Origin of the sequence: Cytobacillus horneckiae (assembly GCF_002835735.1) — a bacterium.
Taxonomy (GTDB): Bacteria; Bacillota; Bacilli; order Bacillales; family Cytobacillaceae; genus Cytobacillus; species Cytobacillus horneckiae.
Genome location: NZ_PISD01000058.1, coordinates 15,089 through 32,818 on the forward strand (window position 1 = coordinate 15,089; position 17,730 = coordinate 32,818).

Here is a 17,730-nt window from a genome sequence, read left to right on the forward strand (position 1 = left end):
AATGTGACTATACGTAAACTAGTAACCAGAGATTATTACATAAGGAGTTGATGATATGACATGGACTGTTGTTTTTTCGTTAGTGATTGGAATTGTTATTAAAATGATAATGAGCCCTCCAAGTGCAGTTGTGGCATGGATTACAAGTAAATTTGCTCTTCATGCAAAACTAAATCCAACAGATGTTAAACTAACATATAACGGAAATCACTTAGATGAGGAAGAAAAAATAAAATTTATTGACTATTTTAATGAAGCTACGTTTTTAAGAAAAAATCATATATTTCCGGGGAATGAAAAATTATTTCTGCATCCAGAGACTAATGTGACTCCAGTTGTAATGAACGTAAGTAAAGGCAAAACAAATATTAATATCTATGTTTATCGTTACGATGACCACCTTGATATAGTCAAGCAGCATAAGAAGAAAGTTGTTTCTTATAGTGTTCGTTCGGATAAGCTTTCTACATCTACTAAAGTGTTTAGTGTAAACGCAATATAAGAAATGTATAAAAATGAAACAAACCTAATCCCCGGTTATTAAACCAAGGGGGTTTTTATTTTTAAAAACGGGGAATGTCTGTGAATCAGTGCCGGTTTAAGCAAATTCATGCAGCAATATCCCGATTCCATAAATCCTCTCTGATAAAACAAGACGAACGCCCTGTGTTCATTCCTATTCCGCTTAAGTTCTACACTTTTGTATATTCAAATAATGCTTCACTCCTTTTTTATCTTCTTTGAATGATTATTCCATTAAATTTCAATTAAGTCCTTCTTTAACTCTGTTTTTTTGTATTATAAAAAAACGATTTTTCCAATGAAAAATCGTCTACCGTTCTATATATTAGAAATTTGAAAAACATCGATAACCTATATGAGGAATCGCCATCTATTCACAAAAACCTCTACCTATTATTTGAGGGAATTTAGTGCATTACTAAACCTCCTAATACCTTCATTTATTGCATCTTCCTGCTCTCTGGCAAAAGTAAATCGCGCAAATAGTTTTTTCGAACCCATCATAGACCCTGGAACATAGATGACTCCTTGACTTATGGATTGTTCCAATAGTTTTATTTCATCAATATTGCTATTTATTTTACACCAAATATGGATTCCTCCTTGAGGAATATTAAACTCTACCTGATCATCTAGAAAATAATCAAGGCTCGAAACGATTTGATTTCTCCTCTTTTCTAATTCCCTTATAAGATTCTTTATATGTGAATCGAAATGTTTTGATTCTAAAAAATCATTAGCAATCCATTGAGTATAACTGGAATGCCCAAAATCGACTTGTTGCTTTGCATCCGATAATCTTTCTATTACCGAGATAGGGCCTATAATCCACCCAATTCTTAAACCTGAAGCAACTATCTTTGATAAAGAACTTATATATAATACATTGCCATTATTATCCATAGACTTTAATGTTGGCACTTCCTTTCCATTAAAGGAAGTTAAGCTATATGGATCATCTTCTACAACAGGAATTCCATTTTCCGATGATATTTCTAATATTGCTTTCAGCTGGTCCCTTCTTAGGGAATCACCTGTAGGATTTTGAAAAGCTGGGTTTAAAAAAATCATTTTTATGCGATGTTTTTTATGTAATTCCAGTAACTCACTTGGATTAACCCTCTTATTCCCTACTGATAAATAGAAAATTTTTAACCCTGCTGACTTAAATATTGGCAGGCTATAATGATAAGATGGATCTTCTATCACTACTGAATCACCAGGTCTTAATAAGCATTGAACAATCAGGTGTAAAGCTTGCTGAGCACCAGAAGTAATTAGAATAGACGAAGGGCTCGTTTTAATATTGCGAAATTCCTTAACATGCTTTGTAATAGAGATTCTTAATGCTTCACTTCCTTGAGGATGATCATAGCCTAGTCTACCAATAAAAGACTGTGTATTGGTAATCTCTCTTAGTACTTTAATAGGGAACAGGTCTTCGGATAACTCACCACTCGCTAAATTTATCATTTTTTGCTTTTCCATCTCTTTGCGTATTCTTTGTGCAACAGGTAAGTTAGGTAAAAAGGAACCTGCCTCAATATATCCGTTCCAACTAGGGATCCTCTTTTTAGTTATTCCCCATATATCTTTACTTATGGTAGTACCACTTCCCCGATCTTGTTGTATAAGGCCATTTGATTCTAGTTCGTCATAAGCTGCTACAACAGTACTCCTATTAACATTAAGTTCTTTAGCTAAGAATCTTTCAGAGGGGAGTTTTTTATCCGACGGAAAGGTACCATCAGCAATACCATTTTCAATATAATCCGCTATTTGTTTGTAAATAGGTTTTTTAGATTTACGATCAATACTCCAAGCCATTTTATACATTCCTTTTTAGCATTAATTTTATTAGCTACCCAAATTTCCTAATAATTACAATTTAAATAATATAATACTAAAAAAATACGGTACTCCTAATATAGGAAAACCGTATTTTTTGCTAAATAAATTTAAAAGATACTAATTTATATATAAAGTGTATTTAACAAAAATGATTAAATTTCAAGTGTTGTTAGAGGTTTATTTACGCCTTATCAACATTTATTTTAATTTCTGGTGAAGTCTTTGTTAAATCATCATCTTTTACTGTAGCCTTCAAATAATATTCCCCACTTTTTGGAAACATGGTTTGGATTCGATAGGTACCATTCTTCAGGTTCATAGCACTAGCTTCTGTATAATTCTTACTACCTTTTTGCTTAATTTCAAAGTAGACTTCATCTGCATCTTTTAACTCTTCATAATCCTTTGTAATATTAGCATCAATAAGAATAGCTCGCTCTGGTAACAATACATCTTGAACCGGTTTTATATCAAATTCAATTGAACCTTCATCGTAACTAACATCTTTCAATATATTTATTGAAAATGCAGAAATCATCAAAAAAGTCAATCCAATTATAAATACAATTTTCTTTTTCATTATTCATCCTCCTAAAAATTATTATATAAATAAAGGTATTTTTTTTATTTCCATTTTGTAATCTCTGGATTAGAGGCTACAATTTTATTGTAATAGTTTTTGATTTTAATCATCCATCCAATTACTGATTTTTTTAACCATCCAATTTTACCTTACACCAATCTGCTCCTTTAGTTACAAAAAAAGCTGCCTATTGGCAACTAGATTAACACAACCTTTAGCTTAGTTAGCAAGAACAGATTACTCAATCCTTAAACTTTTTCTCGCTTATAAAACCAAATATTAAACTATATTATTAATTGTAAATAACTTCCTTTTCTTTTTTCTCTTCATAATTACCTCTAGTACTTTTTTTGTATCTGAATGCAATTAATTAATCTGAAGAAAAAATAAAAGCTACATTTAGATTGACATATTTTCAAGGCTTTTATAATTGGATGGTTAAAAATTCAATAAATTGGACGGTTCCCTCACCTTCTATATCTTCTAATATAAAGGTAGCTCAATAGCTCTTTTATAAAAGGTTTAAATGGATTAAGTAAGCAAAATTTCCTTGGAAATTCACATAAGGTGTTTGCATGAATAGTGTTCTAAGAAAACAGAAAGATGAGAAGGATTACTTCTTCTTAGAAATCTAAATTATCGAAATATGTCAGTTGGAATAATTGCAACGTTATTCATTATAACAGGACCAACTGTTCTTATATTGGAAACATTATCAAACGGAAACTTTACTATTAAACAGTCTGATGAATAATTAGATTTTATTTAGTATTGTAATATATTAATAACAATTAGAAAGACATTAGCTTTTACTGACAGAAAGTATTTTTATTTTAATATCTGGAGGGATTTTCTATGAATCAATATTTTTTATTAAATAAAAGCTTTATTAATGGCGAGTGGGTTGAAGGAGAAACTGGTCGTATATTTAACGATTTAAACCCATTTGATGATACTGTAGTTGCCAAAATTTCAATTGCTTCAAAAGCACAATTAGATTCTGCATTCGAAGCAGCAAGTGAATCACAAAAAGAATGGGCAAAAAATGCCGAGCTTCGTAAATCTATTATTGAAAACGTAATTGTTTACTTTAAAAAGCACCAAGAAGAAATTGTTGATGTATTAGTTTCGGAAACTGGCAGTAGTGTACTAAAAGGTAATGTAGAGGTTAATTTTGTTATTGCTGATTTAGAAGAATCATTAAAAATAGTTGACAAAGTAGGCACAGTGAAAACAGTTGAGTCAGCTATTCCTGATAAATTGAATCATGTTTATCGCTTACCACTTGGCGTCATTGCATCTATTTCGCCTTTCAACTTCCCACTATATTTATCTATGCGTACTATTGCGCCAGCTTTAGCATTAGGGAACACTGTTGTGCATAAAGCAGATCTTCAAACTGGTATCTCAGGCGGCTCTATTATTGCAAAAGCTTTAGAAGAAGCTGGCGTTCCGGTAGGTGTGTTCAATTCTATTCTTACTGATATACGTGAAATCGGAGATACAATGATTACTAATCCGCATTCAAAACTAATTAGCTTCACAGGCTCAACTGGTGTTGGTAAACATATCGGGAAGGTTGCTGGTGAATTGTTGAAACGTACCGCATTAGAATTAGGTGGAAATAACCCATTCGTTGTCTTGAAAGATGCAGACGTTGACCAAGCAGTGAATGCAGCAATCATGGGTAAATACTTACACCAAGGTCAAATTTGTATGAGCATTAACCGTATAATCGTCCATGAAGATTTATATGAAGCGTTCGCTAGTAAGTTTGTAGAACGTGCAAAACAAATAACATATGGTAATCCAAAAGATCCATCCACAGTTATCGGCCCTCTTATTAACCATGCACAAATGCAAAAAGTATTAGGCTTTATCGAGGAAGCAAAAGCGGATGGTGTGGAAATGTTATTAGAGGGTAAACGTGAAGGCAATGTTCTAACACCATTCATCTTCGGTAATGTCGATAATGCAAGTAGTTTAGCACGAAGAGAATTCTTTTCACCAGTTGTGCCACTCATTAAAGCGTCCACTGATGAAGAAGCGATTCAAATTGCCAATGATACGGAATATGGTTTAAGTTCTGCTGTCTTCACAAGTGATTTAGCACTTGGTGAAGAAGTGGCAGTACAAATTGAAGCTGGTATGACACATGTAAATGACCAAACGGTTAATTGCTTGCCTAATATTCCATTTGGCGGTATGAAAGGCAGTGGAATCGGCCGTTTTGGTAATCCATGGATTGTCGATGAATTTACTCAGGCAAAATGGGTGTCCGTTCAAGTAAAACCAATGAAATATCCTTTCTAAATTGCTGGTCGCGGTCTTTTAAAACAATGTAAGTGAATAAACAAAAAGAAGCCACAAAAGTATAAATATTGGGGCTTCTTTTTGTTTTATTCCTTACTTTCGGTATTAAGATTATTGTAGTTTCCCAAACTCAGAGAATTATTGTTAACAGAATTGTAAATTTATCATTATTCATTACAGTCGCCAGCTCTCATCAAATTCGTAGAAATGATCATTTTCAAAAGAGAATAAAGGTATTTTTTCAGAGGATTATTTATTATTGCGATAGCTCATTACAGAGAATCAAAGAAGAGTTTTATGATTATTATTTAAAGAAATGAATGCGTGCTCCTGTATTCGTTCTTTGTAGGATGCAAATGTGATAAATAAAAGAAAGTCACAGTGCTATACCGTTAGATAGCGACGTGACTTTCGAAAGTATTAATTTCGGATTAGATAGTCGAATGCACCTAATGCTGCATTTGCACCTGATCCCATAGAAATGATGATTTGTTTATACGGACTATTCGTGCAGTCACCTGCAGCAAACACTCCTGGGATATTAGTTGCGCCGTGACTATCGACAACGATTTCTCCCATTCTAGTCCGTTTAATTGTTTCACCTAGCCAACTCGTATTTGGAACAAGACCGATTTGAATAAACACACCTTGTAATTCAACATGATGTTCTTCTTCTGTTTCACGATCTAGATAGGTAATCCCGTTAACTTTGTCAGTACCGGTAATTTCTTTTGTCTGAGCATTTTTGATAACCGTTACATTTGGCAGACTATAGAGGCGGTCCTGCAGAACTGAATCAGCTCTTAGCTGTGATCCAAACTCAAGAACTGTTACATGCTTCACAATGCCTGCTAGGTCAATGGCAGCTTCAACACCGGAATTACCGCCCCCGATAACTGCTATATCTTTTCCTTCAAACAATGGACCATCACAATGAGGACAGTAGGCTACACCTTTATTCTTAAACTCGTTTTCTCCAGGAACGCCAACATTACGCCATCGAGCACCAGTTGATAGAATGACAGTTTTGCTCTTTAGAACAGCACCGTTCTCCAGTTCAATTTCAATAAAGTCTTTCTTTTCTAAGCTCTTGGCCCGCTGTAGATTCATTACATCCACATCGTATTCTTTCACATGCTCTTCAAGGCTTGCTGCAAGCTTAGGACCTTCTGTATATTTCGTACCAATAAAGTTCTCGATGCCCAAAGTATCCATAATTTGACCACCAAAGCGTTCAGCTACAATACCAGTACGAATTCCTTTACGTGCCGAATAGATGGCTGCACTTGCACCAGCGGGCCCACCGCCAACAACAAGTACATCAAATGGTTCTTTACCAGAAAGCTCTGAAGCATCTGTCGTATTCCCCATTTTCGCGAGAATTTCTTCCATAGTCATGCGGCCGCTGCCAAATATTTCTCCATTAAGGAAAACAGTCGGTACAGCCATGATATTCTTGCTTTCGACTTCTTCTTTGAAAGCCGCACCATCAATCATCGTATGGGTAATGCCAGGGTTGAGAACACTCATTATGTTCAACGCCTGTACAACATCAGGACAGTTATGGCAAGTTAGGCTGACGAATGTTTCAAAGTGATACTCGCCTTGGATGCCTTTTACTTGACCGATAACCTTTTGATCAACTTTTGGAGCTCTGCCGCTCGCTTGGAGCAAGGCTAACACTAATGAAGTAAATTCATGTCCAAGAGGGATACCGGCAAAAGTGATGCCAGTTTCTTCACCGACACGATTCACACTAAAGCTTGGTGTTCTTTGTAATGAAGTTGTTTCTACTTTGATTTTAGATGACATGGTTGCTAGCTCATCAACTAGAGCTAGCATATCTTTAGATAAGTCATCAGTTCCTGTACTAACTTTAAGTAGGACATCATTCTCCATCAGTTGAAGATACTGATGAAGTTGTGCTTTAATATCTGCATCTAGTATCATGGATAGCACTCCTTAAATCTTCCCAACAAGATCAAGGTTTGGCTTAAGTGTAGCAGAACCTTCTTTCCATTTTGCAGGGCAAACTTCCCCTGGATTGTTGCGAACATATTGTGCTGCCTTAATTTTGTTAATTAGAGTGCTAGCGTCACGGCCAATACCATCTGCATTAATTTCAACAGCTTGGATAATTCCATCTGGATCAATGATAAAAGTACCGCGATCTGCTTGACCTAATTCTTCAATTAACACGTCGAAGTTGCGGGAAATGATATGAGAAGGGTCACCAATCATTGTATAAGTGATTTTACCAATTGCTTCTGATGTATCATGCCATGCTTTATGTGTGAAGTGGGAATCTCTTGAAACAGAAAATACTTCAACACCTAGTTCTTGAAGAGCGGGATATTGATCTTGAAGATCTTCAAGTTCAGTTGGGCAAACGAAGGTAAAGTCTGCTGGATAAAAACAAACTACACTCCAGTGACCTTTAAAATCTGCTTCTGATACTTCTAAAAAATCGCCATTTCTGTAAGCCTGTGCTTTGAATGGTTGTACTTCTTTTCCAATTAGAGACATGATGAAAATTCCTCCTGAATGATGATGTTTTTAATCATAGATGTGTATCCGGTGGAAACCGTCTTTATTTATCTATAATTATTACTAATTTACACTTATTATTATATAACTGTTATTATATTTGTCAAATGAAATATTATAATTATTTTAATTAAATAATAGATATTAAATTGTTTATATAATTATAAAAAGGGTCGGCTTTCTTTTGAAAATAATGATGTTAGATGGCGTAAATATTGAATAGTTAGAGGAAAGTGTATAAATAACTTTCGGCCTAAGACAGAAATGATCCAACCGAATGTAAATTGAGTAATTGAGAATTTGTGAGGTAATTGAAAAATATTTTAAATAGTAGCAACAATCTAAGCCTTGAAAGACAATAATATGGTTTGAAAAGGAACAACAGCAAGGAAACTAGGAGCGCAAAAGAAATACTAAAGCAACAGAAGGATTTACGGACTTTTCATGATGAGTGAAAGGAGCTTTCTCCGAGGAAAATTATAAAGAATCATTGGATGCTTGGTGAATTTTACATAGTCTCAAAATGTTGATATACCTCTTCCTGATAAGTTTTTTTATAATAAGCAACACCGTCGACACCCGCTTTTTTGACTTCTCTTGTCATTGCAATTGATGATTCTGTTTGAATATAGCCTGTACTTGCTATCACTTTACAACGACTTTTTACCCGTATAACAACAAATTTAATAAATGATCACTTTTCTTCTTTCGATAAAGTTGAAGAATCTCCAGTAGTTCCTCCGTTTACAAGAACTAAATATCTAACTACTTCCAAACAAAATTTTAAAATTAGCTATGTATATTAAAAGATACTGCATCTTTTATATAGTCTAGCGATCCACTTGTTTTATTTTTTTCACATCCACTGGAACGTACTAAACTTTTATAACTGGATGGTTAAAAATTCGATAGATTGGACGGTTCCCTCACCTACTATATCTTCTAATATAAAGATAGCTCAATAGTAATTTTAAAGGTTTTTAATAGCTTAAATTTCGAGAAATATCCCGGAAATTCACAATGGGTGTTTGCATGAATAATGTTCTAAAAAACGAGAAATGCGGGAAAGATTCTCTTCTTTTTAGAGATTTAAATTATAGAAATATGTCAGCTAGTATAATAGCAGCGATATTCTTTATAAAATGATCAACTGCTCTTATTTTGGAAACATCCTCAAACCGAAACTTTACTATTGAACAGTATGTTCTTTGGATATTTGCAGTTAATGTTTTTGGAGGTGGATCCGTAAGCGGTTATATTATTATGTTTTTTTACCAAATTTAGTATAAGTCGTATTCACAGATATTTTATTGCTATAAATAGGGAGGGTTTTTTAGATGTTATTTGAGGATCCAGTATTCATGAGTCGAATGCTTACATCACTTACATTATCTTTTCATATTTTTTATGCGACGGTCGGTGTCGGGATTCCTCTAATGATCATGATATTCCAGTGGGTTGGAATTAAAAAAAATGACGTGCATTATATGCTAATGGCTCGTAGAATTGCGAAGGGATTTGTCGTAACGGTTGCTGTCGGAGTAGTCACAGGTACAGCCATCGGTCTGCAATTATCCTTATTATGGCCGAACTTTATGAAGTTGGCAGGAAACATCATTGCCCTTCCACTTCTTATGGAAGTTTTTGCATTCTTTTTTGAAGCGATTTTTCTAGGAATTTACTTATATACTTGGGATCGTTTTGATAATCAGAAAAAACATTTATTACTTCTTATCCCAGTGGCAATTGGTGGTGCGATGTCCGCCACCTTTATTACGATGGTTAACTCATTTATGAATTCTCCAAGTGGTTTTGAGCTTATTAATGGCGAATTTGTCAATGTGAATCCTATTGCGGCAATGTTTACCGTTGCTATGCCTACAAAGGTTACTCATGTGTTAGCGACAGCATATATGACCGTGGCCTTTGTCCTTGCGGCGATTGCTGCTTTCCGTCTTTTACAGGGAGCCAATAAGACGTATCATAAAAAATCACTAACCTTATTAATGAAAATTGGATTTGTTTTTACCTTGGCTACCGCTTTGATTGGGGACTTATCTGGAAAATATTTAGCAGAGTATCAACCAGAAAAATTAGCGGCTGCTGAATGGCATTTTGAAACGACAACCGAAGCACCACTTAATTTCTGGGGCGTTCTTGATGAAAGTAACGAAGTGAAATATGCTTTAGAAATCCCATATGCCTTAAGCATTTTAGCACATGGGGATCCTTCGTCCGAGGTCATTGGATTGGACCAATTCACAGAAGAAGTTGAGCCACCACTTGTGATTCATTATTTCTTTGACACAATGGTCACGATTGGTGTCTTCATGTTAGGTCTCTCCTTTATTTATTGGGTAGCAACTTGGAGAAAATGGACCTTTATTCAACAAAAATGGTTTCGTTGGTTAATTGTGTCAGGTGGCCCTCTCTCCTTTCTTGCGATACAAGCTGGATGGTGGATGGCAGAAGTTGGTCGTCAACCATGGATATTAAGAGGGATCATGACCGTTGATCAAGCAGCTACTACAAGTGATTATGTAGGATTAATGTTTATTCTATTCGCTCTTCTCTATCTAGTTTTAGGAATTGGTACGATTGTCGTTTTAACAAAGATGTTCCGTCATAACCCGATTGAAAAAGACCTAGAGCGTTACTCAGGAGGTAAGTCATCATGAGCTTAGAGATTATTGGCATTTCCGTTCTTTGGTTGTTTTTATTTGGATACGTCATTGTTGGTTCAATTGATTACGGTGCAGGTTTCTTTAACGCCTATAGTATTTTAACCGGCAAACAGCATGTTGTTTCTAAAATCATACAGCGGTACTTATCACCGGTCTGGGAAGTAACGAATGTTTTCTTTGTCTTTTTCTTTGTAGGAATTGTCGGCTTTTTTCCAGAATCAGCTTACTACTTCGGAACAATCTTATTAATCCCTGCTAGCATCGCTATCATTTTGCTAGCAATCCGGGGATCGTATTATGCTTTTGAGGCCTATGGAAAAAAAGGGCACAGACGTTACGCGTTTATGTATGGGGCTTCAGGAATTCTGATCCCCGCTTCCCTTTCGATTGTTTTAACAATCTCAGAAGGTGGATTTGTTTCAATGGAAACGGGCAATCCCACACTAAATTATTCAGCGCTATTTACGAGTCCATTAACTTGGTCCATTGTTGTGTTGAGTATCATTTCCGTCCTGTATATTTCCGCCGTGTTCTTAACTTGGTATGCGAATGAAACAGGAGATAAAAAAGCCACTTCTCTTATGAGAAAATATGCTCTCATATGGACAATCCCATTAATTGTTGCTGCTTCTGGTATTATAATGGAGCTACGAGGACATAACGCAGATCACTTCACACGTATTCTCGACTTATGGTGGATGTTTGCCATTTCCTTTCTTTTTTGGCTCGGAACCGTTTGGTTGTTATGGAAAAAGAGAAATTATGCGATGGCTTTATGGTTATTAATTGGGCAATTTGCATTTGCATTCTTTGGATATGGTATTGCTCATTATCCTTATATCCTGTATCCGTATGTTACGATTTATGATGGCTTTACAAATGATGCAATGGCTATATCCTTAATTATTGCCTTTGTGCTTGGAATGATGCTACTCATCCCTTCCTTGTACTTGCTCTTACGCCTATTCTTATTTGATAAAAAATATATAAAAGGAAAAAGGGAGTGATTAAACGATGTTAAACGACTTTTTAATAATTGTTGCTCCGTTTTTAGTCCTATGCGCAGCGATAGGTGTATCGTTTTATATCGCTTTGAAATAACTCCTATCAAGAAATAACGAAGAAGCTGTACCAAACGGGTCATAAAGATGACACTGGCTGGTACAGCTTCTTTTTCCTATCTAATGGTCAAAGAGAAGGTATGGACTTTAACCCCTTTTCTCCATGGAGTGACCCAAAAAGTTAACACTGTAGACTGAGATTAATATTATCCTAGACTAGTCCTTTTAATTTTTGCTTCATTCGTTCGCTGCTATCGTATTATAAATAAGTATTTTCGATCTGTAACCTGCCTGTAGCTCTACTAGTTTTTCATCTGTATTTTTATTTCAGGTATTGTGGTTTAGCCTTTTTTTGGCAAACAAAGGCTTCTCCACCTATTTATTAAAATTGTTCTCCCAACGTTGTACAGTATAAGGAGAAGGTAAGTACAATGAATTGCAGTAGTAAAATAAGATGCCCCAGCAGCTTCTGTACGATATATTAATATCTCAATTCACATGAGTTCCTACCCCCTTCACCTGTCTATCCCCACAACAAATGCGGCAACCTCATGATAAGAGAAAAAATAGAGTTGATATGCTAATAACTTCTATTTCCTTGCCTTCATCAAAAAAGCACCCCAATCATTGAGGTGCCGTTCATCGCTATCGGGTCTCATTAGCCTGTTTGAGGTTGATGTTTTTTAGACCGTCCTTTTTTTGTTCTATTAAAACTACACCTAATATAGTCAGCTGTAGAAAAACTCATTTCAAAATAAAAATGGAAAGATTAGCGATTCTCCTAGGCTTCCCACTCGCCTTACCTCTCCAAATCCAACTAAATTTTCTGGATACAACCTAATATAGTGTCCTTGTTACGATGTAAAGATTTCCTTTTCTAAATCTTTCATTTGTTTAAAATAGCCATTTCTCTTCATTAATTCTTCATAACTTCCACGTTCAATCATTTTTCCATGGTCCATGACGATGATTTGATCCATTTTTTCTAAGCCGGTCAGTCGATGACTAATCAATACAATGGTCGCTGCTGCTGCTTTTTCAAAAATACGAGTAAACATTCTCTCTTCAGTAATTGCATCCATGGACGAGGTTGGTTCATCCAATAGCCAAATATGGGCTTCCTTTAACAATAAACGTGCAAGCGCCAATCGTTGTTTTTCTCCACCAGACAAGTTTGCTCCTTTTTCTTGAACCACGTCCTCTAACGTTAAATGTGACAGCTGTACGTTTTGTAAGGCTTGTATTAATTCTTTATCACTCGCATTTATATCTGCTATTTCTAAATTATCTCTAATCGTTCCAAAGAAAAAGTCATTGGATTGTAATGAAACATTAGCATTCTTCCATATGTCTTCTTCTTTGATTTGTTGAAAATCGATTCCATTAAAAGTCACGTTTCCTTTATTTATCGGCTGCAGTTTTAATAAAACTTGTAAAATCGTTGTTTTGCCTGAACCACTGGCCCCAACAATCGCTGTTTTTGAACCAGATGGCAAGTCAAAAGTAACTCCCTCAAGGGCTGGGCGCGCTTCTTCCATATGTTTAAAAGACACATCTGTCACTTGAATAGATGGTGCCCGATTAATATTCCAGTTAATGAATGTTTTTCCTTCTTGCACCTGCTCATGCTTCCACACATTGACTAACCGTTTAGCCGATTGGCTACTCTGTTGCAAAAAATGAGGTACGAGCGCCATAGGCGCCGTTTGTTCAAATACAGTTAATGCAATCATAAAGAGCATCGCTAATAATATTCCTTCTATATTCTCTTGAGTCACCTGGTAACCAGCATAAGCTAAAACCACAACAGAGGCCAATAAAGACAAAAAACCAAGAACCGATTCATTAAATAATTGTATTTTATGAGCCTTTTTCTGTTCCGTTTCATAGGTTTGTACCGTCTTTATGATTTCACTACGCCGATTTAAAGCTTGCTGATGCACTTTTAAATCTTTATAGCCATAGAGAAACTCTGTAAACTCAGAGGATAAATCCCCTCGAGTTTGACGAATTTTTTGATCGATAAGACTTTGACTCTGTAAAAATAAGCTAGGAATAATAATCGTCAAAAGTAACATTCCTACTAAAATAATCATCGCTGTACCGATAGAAAAAAACGTCGTAAAAATAATCGTGGCGATAAAAACTGTAGCTGTAACTATCGGTGGATAAAGAACACGTAAGAGAAAGTTTTGCAGGGATTCGACATCCCCGACAATTCGAGCTAACAAATCACCACTGCGGTAATGCTGCAATATCGTGGAGGCGAGTGGTTCGATTTTTTGATAAACATACTCTCGAATATTACTTAACATCGTAAAGGTAGCACGATGCGAAAAGTAACGTTCTCCATACCGACTAAGAGCAGAAGTAATCCCGAGTAACTTAACAATCGAAACAATAATCATTAGTGTATAAATAGGTGGTACAAAAGCGGCTTGTGATATCAAATAGCCACTAGCCGAAAAAAGCCCAACGGCTGTCATTCCAGCCAAAAATCCGAAGACAATCGATAAAAGGATATCTCGTTTTTCCTGAAGCATTAACAATATAACCGTACCTAATGGTCGCATCAAGCCGTCCCCCCTTGTTGCACTTCAACCATTTGCCGATACATCACATCTTGCTGCCACAACTCTTCATGAGTTCCGATAGCTCGGATTGCCCCTTGCTCTACTAAAACAATTTTATCGGCAGAACGAATCGTGTAGAGTCTGTGAGCAACGGTAATAATGGTTGATTGTTCTGATAGCTTTTCCATCGATGTTTGTAAGATTCTCTCTGTTTGTAAATCCAGTCCGGTAGTCGGTTCATCAAATATGACAATGGCTGGCTTTTTTAAAAAAGCTCGAGCCATTAAGACTCGTTGTTTTTCTCCACCAGAAAGACCACGTCCTCCTTCACCAATTTTTGTATCGAGACCATTTGGTAATGATTGAATCCATTCATCTATTCCAGCTTCCTTAACAGCCATTTTTATTTGTGCGTGCTCATGCTTTTGACCAGAGCCTAAAGCAATATTTTCTGCAATCGTCCCTGAAAATAAATAGGCATCTTGCGTAATATAACTTATTTTGTCAAACCATGATTTCTCTGACACCTGTTCTCTCGGTATTTCATCAATAACATATAATCCATTTTTCATTGGAAATAAGCCAGAAAGAACATTCAACAAAGTAGATTTTCCAGCTCCTGTAGGACCAATAATAGCCACTTTCTCAAAAGGAAGAATTGTAATAGACATAGGCTTTGACTGAAAAGCTCCACCCTCATAACCAAAGGTAGCCTCATGTAACTCCAGCTTCGGTGGTGAATCTTTTTCAATTATTTTGGATCCCCATTTCACTCGTTCTCGTTTTTCGTCTAATAGTTCTTCTAGTTTTTTTGCTGCACCCATACTTGCTTTTCCAGAATGAAAGGCTGAGCCGAGTTCTTTTAATTTATTAAAAAACTCAGGAGCTAATATGAGCATTAAAAAACCCGTAGTAAACGTTGTATCTTGAATGATAATCATTCTAATCGCTACTTCTAAAGCAATCAATCCAATACTGAGCATCGAGATAAACTCCAACGCTAATGAATTAGTGAAGGCAACTTTTAGTACTTCCATGGTCGCATCTCTAAAGCTTAAACTACTATTTTTAATTCGCTCTCTTTGTTTTTCCGCTCTTCCAAACAGCTTTAACGTTTGCAAACCTTGTAATGTATCTAAAAAAGCACCTGAAAAAGCAGCCATTTTAGTTAATTGTTCTTTTGATTTATCCCCTGTTCTCACTCCAATGATGATCATAAAAATCGGAATAAAGGGTGCGGTGATTAAAATGATCAGCCCAGTTGACCAATGCTCCATAAAAATAACCGTTAAAATGACAACTGGAATAATCAAAGATTGTATCATTTGAGGAATGTATTGGCTAAAATAACGATCGATTTCGTCTACGGTATCTAAAAAATAACTCGTTCTTTCACCAGATTGTATCTTTTCATTGGAAATGACAGGGCGATTTGTCAAATGATCCAATAACTGAGTACGTAGCTTTATTTTGACATCCGTCGCGATAGATAATCCTATTTTATTAATAAAGGAACGAAAAATGATTCGAATCCATAAGGCAAATACCAATATGCCTATTAAATAAATAACATCAGCAAATTGTACACCTTGCAAAAAAATCCCATCAATAATTGCCACAATTAAATAGGCTTGAGCAAGAATAGCAATAGACACCCCAAATGCTAATACAGACATGTGGAGGAGATTTTTTCTATATAATAAAATTATTTTCTTTAACATTATGAATCGCCTTCTTTTAAATTCACTATTTATTGTCATTTCCTATAATTAATTTGCAATTTACAGCTTCATATAAACTGCTGCAAAATAGTTAGAAAGCCGATTCCTCACGATGAAGAAACCAGCTTTTGTTTTAAATATAAAATAGTTTTTCCACTCAATGCTTTACTGCTTATCCCTGTATACATTCAGTAAATGAGGCTTATAGCTTTCTTTAGCGATGCATCCTTATCGATAGCTTGTATTACAGCAGCCTTGACTAATCCCAATAAGCTTTCTAGCAATAAGTCAGCGTTAATAAGTTGTTGCGTTGCCATTATTCTTAAAGATTTTAACTGCAGAACTAGTACCAATTCTTGATGCCCCTGCTTCGATCATAGCTTTTATATCAGCAACATTCCGGACACCTCCGGATGCTTTAACTCCAACAGATTCGCCAACCGTCTTTCTCATTAAGGCTACATCTTCAACCGTTGCTCCGTATAAAGAAAAACCTGTTGAAGTCTTGACAAAATCTGCACCGGCTTTGACTGATAACTCACATGCTCGAATCTTTTCACCTTCCGTTAAAAGACTGGTCTCAATTATTACCTTTACTAAAGCCTTTCCTTTGGCTGCTTCCACAACACTGCGAATGTCCTGCTCTACTAGAAGGTCATTTCTATCTCTTAAAGCACCTATATTAATAACAGTGTCCACCTCTACTGCACCATTTTCAATCGCATTTTTTGTTTCAAATGCTTTTGTTTCAGGTGTATTCGCACCTAATGGAAAACCGATGACTGTACAAACATTAACCCCCGAACTTTGTAATTGCTTTGCTGAGAGCCGTACCCATGTAGGATTTACACACACTGAGGCAAATCCATACTGCTTTGCCTCATCACATAATTTTATCATTTCTTTTTCCTTAGTAATTTGTGAAAGTAAGGTATGATCAATCAATTTAGTCAATTCCATTGGTTTATCTCCTTTAAATTTTTTGGATAAATTAATGAGGTATTCCTATTGGCTCCTCATAAAAAAGTGAGGCTTTATCATCTTGTAATCTGCAACTTGCATACCAAGTAATTTGCCTGCTATATTCTTCCCAAGTTGTTGAAATGCAGCATCTTTAGATGTTAAAAATCAAAGTTGTAATAGATGATTAAAGCCTTCCTTAGATAGATTTTTGCCTATAAAAAAGGAACCAAACTCGCCAAATCGGGCACTCACTTCATCAAAGCGCATTTCATAAATTAGTTTTTTAAAATGAACAGGATTGTTTGCAAATAGTGCCACTCCCCATTCAAAATCGTCGAACCCAACCGATCCCAAGATGATTTGTTTAACTTTCCCAGCATATTTCCGTCCTATCAAACTATGACTTCTCATCATTTGATTACGTTCATCAGGCGGCAACATATACCAGTTATCTTCACCTTCTCGAAGTTTATTCATAGGATAAAAACATAGATAATCAGCATCAGGAACATTTGGATACAGCCGGCTCCTTATCTCTGGCCGGCTATACGGATCTTCTCCCTTTGGCAGATAGTTACTAAGCTCCACTATAGAAATGTAAGATGTTGATGGAATGGTGTATTCTGCGAATTTCGTTTTATTAAAAGCCATTTCAATTTGAATTAGCTCATGCATGTTTGGACGAAGAAACATGAACATTAAATCAGCTTTATGCCCGATAATTTGAAAAAGAGCATGACTTCCTTCCGACTTAGCTTCAATGTCTGCCCATTTTCTCCACAAAGCAAATATCTCTTCCAGAGATTCCTCGCGCTCATTGGGAGATAAGGTTTTCCATCCTTTCCAATCAATCTTGTAAAAAACATTTAAACAGTACCATCCTTCAAGGGTTTCTGCTGCATAGGTCATCAT

Annotated in this window: 14 protein-coding genes; 5 read left to right on the forward strand and 9 right to left on the reverse strand. The window is 35.7% G+C overall.

What is annotated here, in order from left to right; genetic code table 11:
- Positions 1–55: 55 nt before the first annotated feature.
- Complete coding sequence (locus tag CWS20_RS22125) at positions 56–502, forward strand: YfmQ family protein (protein WP_066193930.1); 447 nt, start codon at positions 56–58, stop codon at positions 500–502.
- A gap of 413 nt (positions 503–915) precedes the next feature.
- Here CWS20_RS22125 and pdxR read toward each other — a convergent pair whose 3' ends face one another.
- Together pdxR and CWS20_RS22135 are read right to left on the reverse strand one after the other, a co-directional pair.
- Complete coding sequence (pdxR, locus tag CWS20_RS22130) at positions 916–2,349, reverse strand: MocR-like pyridoxine biosynthesis transcription factor PdxR (protein WP_066193928.1); 1,434 nt, start codon at positions 2,347–2,349, stop codon at positions 916–918.
- 205 nt (positions 2,350–2,554) lie between these two features.
- The gene (locus CWS20_RS22135) at positions 2,555–2,953 is read right to left on the reverse strand and encodes a FixH family protein (RefSeq protein ID WP_066193925.1); all 399 of its coding nucleotides are present in this window, start codon (positions 2,951–2,953) and stop codon (positions 2,555–2,557) included.
- A gap of 858 nt (positions 2,954–3,811) precedes the next feature.
- On the opposite strand from CWS20_RS22135, the gene CWS20_RS22140 reads away from it, so the two are divergent.
- On the forward strand, positions 3,812–5,269 hold the full coding sequence (locus CWS20_RS22140; protein WP_066193923.1) for an aldehyde dehydrogenase family protein: 1,458 nt from the start codon (positions 3,812–3,814) through the stop codon (positions 5,267–5,269).
- Positions 5,270–5,689: 420 nt separating this feature from the next.
- On the opposite strand, the gene ahpF is transcribed toward CWS20_RS22140, so the two are convergent.
- From ahpF to CWS20_RS22155, 3 genes are all read right to left on the reverse strand, one after another.
- Positions 5,690–7,219 (reverse strand): alkyl hydroperoxide reductase subunit F, encoded by a 1,530-nt coding sequence (gene ahpF, locus CWS20_RS22145; RefSeq protein WP_066193920.1) that lies wholly within the window; start codon positions 7,217–7,219, stop codon positions 5,690–5,692.
- A gap of 12 nt (positions 7,220–7,231) precedes the next feature.
- Positions 7,232–7,795, reverse strand: coding sequence for an alkyl hydroperoxide reductase subunit C (gene ahpC / locus CWS20_RS22150; protein WP_066193918.1), 564 nt, complete (start codon positions 7,793–7,795; stop codon positions 7,232–7,234).
- Between the two features lie 529 nt (positions 7,796–8,324).
- Complete coding sequence (locus CWS20_RS22155; protein ID WP_083957276.1) at positions 8,325–8,504, reverse strand: dihydrodipicolinate synthase family protein; 180 nt, start codon at positions 8,502–8,504, stop codon at positions 8,325–8,327.
- A 649-nt stretch (positions 8,505–9,153) separates the two neighbouring features.
- Between CWS20_RS22155 and CWS20_RS22160 the strand changes: the two genes are divergently transcribed.
- Genes CWS20_RS22160 through cydS form a run of 3 tightly spaced genes read left to right on the forward strand, consistent with a single transcriptional unit; the run spans position 9,154 to position 11,601 of the window.
- Positions 9,154–10,494, forward strand: coding sequence for a cytochrome ubiquinol oxidase subunit I (locus CWS20_RS22160; protein ID WP_066193915.1), 1,341 nt, complete (start codon positions 9,154–9,156; stop codon positions 10,492–10,494).
- Positions 10,491–11,507: a cytochrome d ubiquinol oxidase subunit II gene (locus tag CWS20_RS22165; protein ID WP_066193913.1), complete on the forward strand. Its 1,017-nt coding sequence runs from the start codon at positions 10,491–10,493 to the stop codon at positions 11,505–11,507. Before CWS20_RS22160 ends, CWS20_RS22165 begins: the two co-directional genes overlap by 4 nt.
- Before the next feature lie 7 nt (positions 11,508–11,514).
- On the forward strand, positions 11,515–11,601 hold the full coding sequence (gene cydS / locus CWS20_RS29455; protein WP_411814296.1) for a cytochrome bd oxidase small subunit CydS family protein: 87 nt from the start codon (positions 11,515–11,517) through the stop codon (positions 11,599–11,601).
- 814 nt (positions 11,602–12,415) lie between these two features.
- Here cydS and cydC read toward each other — a convergent pair.
- The 4 genes from cydC to hemQ form a co-directional block, all read right to left on the reverse strand.
- Positions 12,416–14,134: a thiol reductant ABC exporter subunit CydC gene (gene cydC, locus CWS20_RS22170; RefSeq protein ID WP_066193911.1), complete on the reverse strand. Its 1,719-nt coding sequence runs from the start codon at positions 14,132–14,134 to the stop codon at positions 12,416–12,418.
- Positions 14,134–15,855, reverse strand: a complete 1,722-nt coding sequence (gene cydD / locus CWS20_RS22175; protein WP_066193909.1) for a thiol reductant ABC exporter subunit CydD — start codon at positions 15,853–15,855, stop codon at positions 14,134–14,136. The genes cydC and cydD overlap by 1 nt, the downstream gene beginning before the upstream one ends.
- 294 nt (positions 15,856–16,149) lie before the next feature.
- Entirely contained in the window at positions 16,150–16,815 is a 666-nt protein-coding gene (gene deoC, locus CWS20_RS22180) for a deoxyribose-phosphate aldolase (protein WP_066193906.1), read from the reverse strand.
- Positions 16,816–16,983: 168 nt separating this feature from the next.
- Positions 16,984–17,727 carry a hydrogen peroxide-dependent heme synthase gene (hemQ, locus tag CWS20_RS22185; RefSeq protein WP_066194333.1) on the reverse strand — a complete coding sequence of 248 codons (744 nt, stop codon included), beginning with the start codon at positions 17,725–17,727 and terminating at the stop codon, positions 16,984–16,986.
- Positions 17,728–17,730 lie beyond the last annotated feature (3 nt).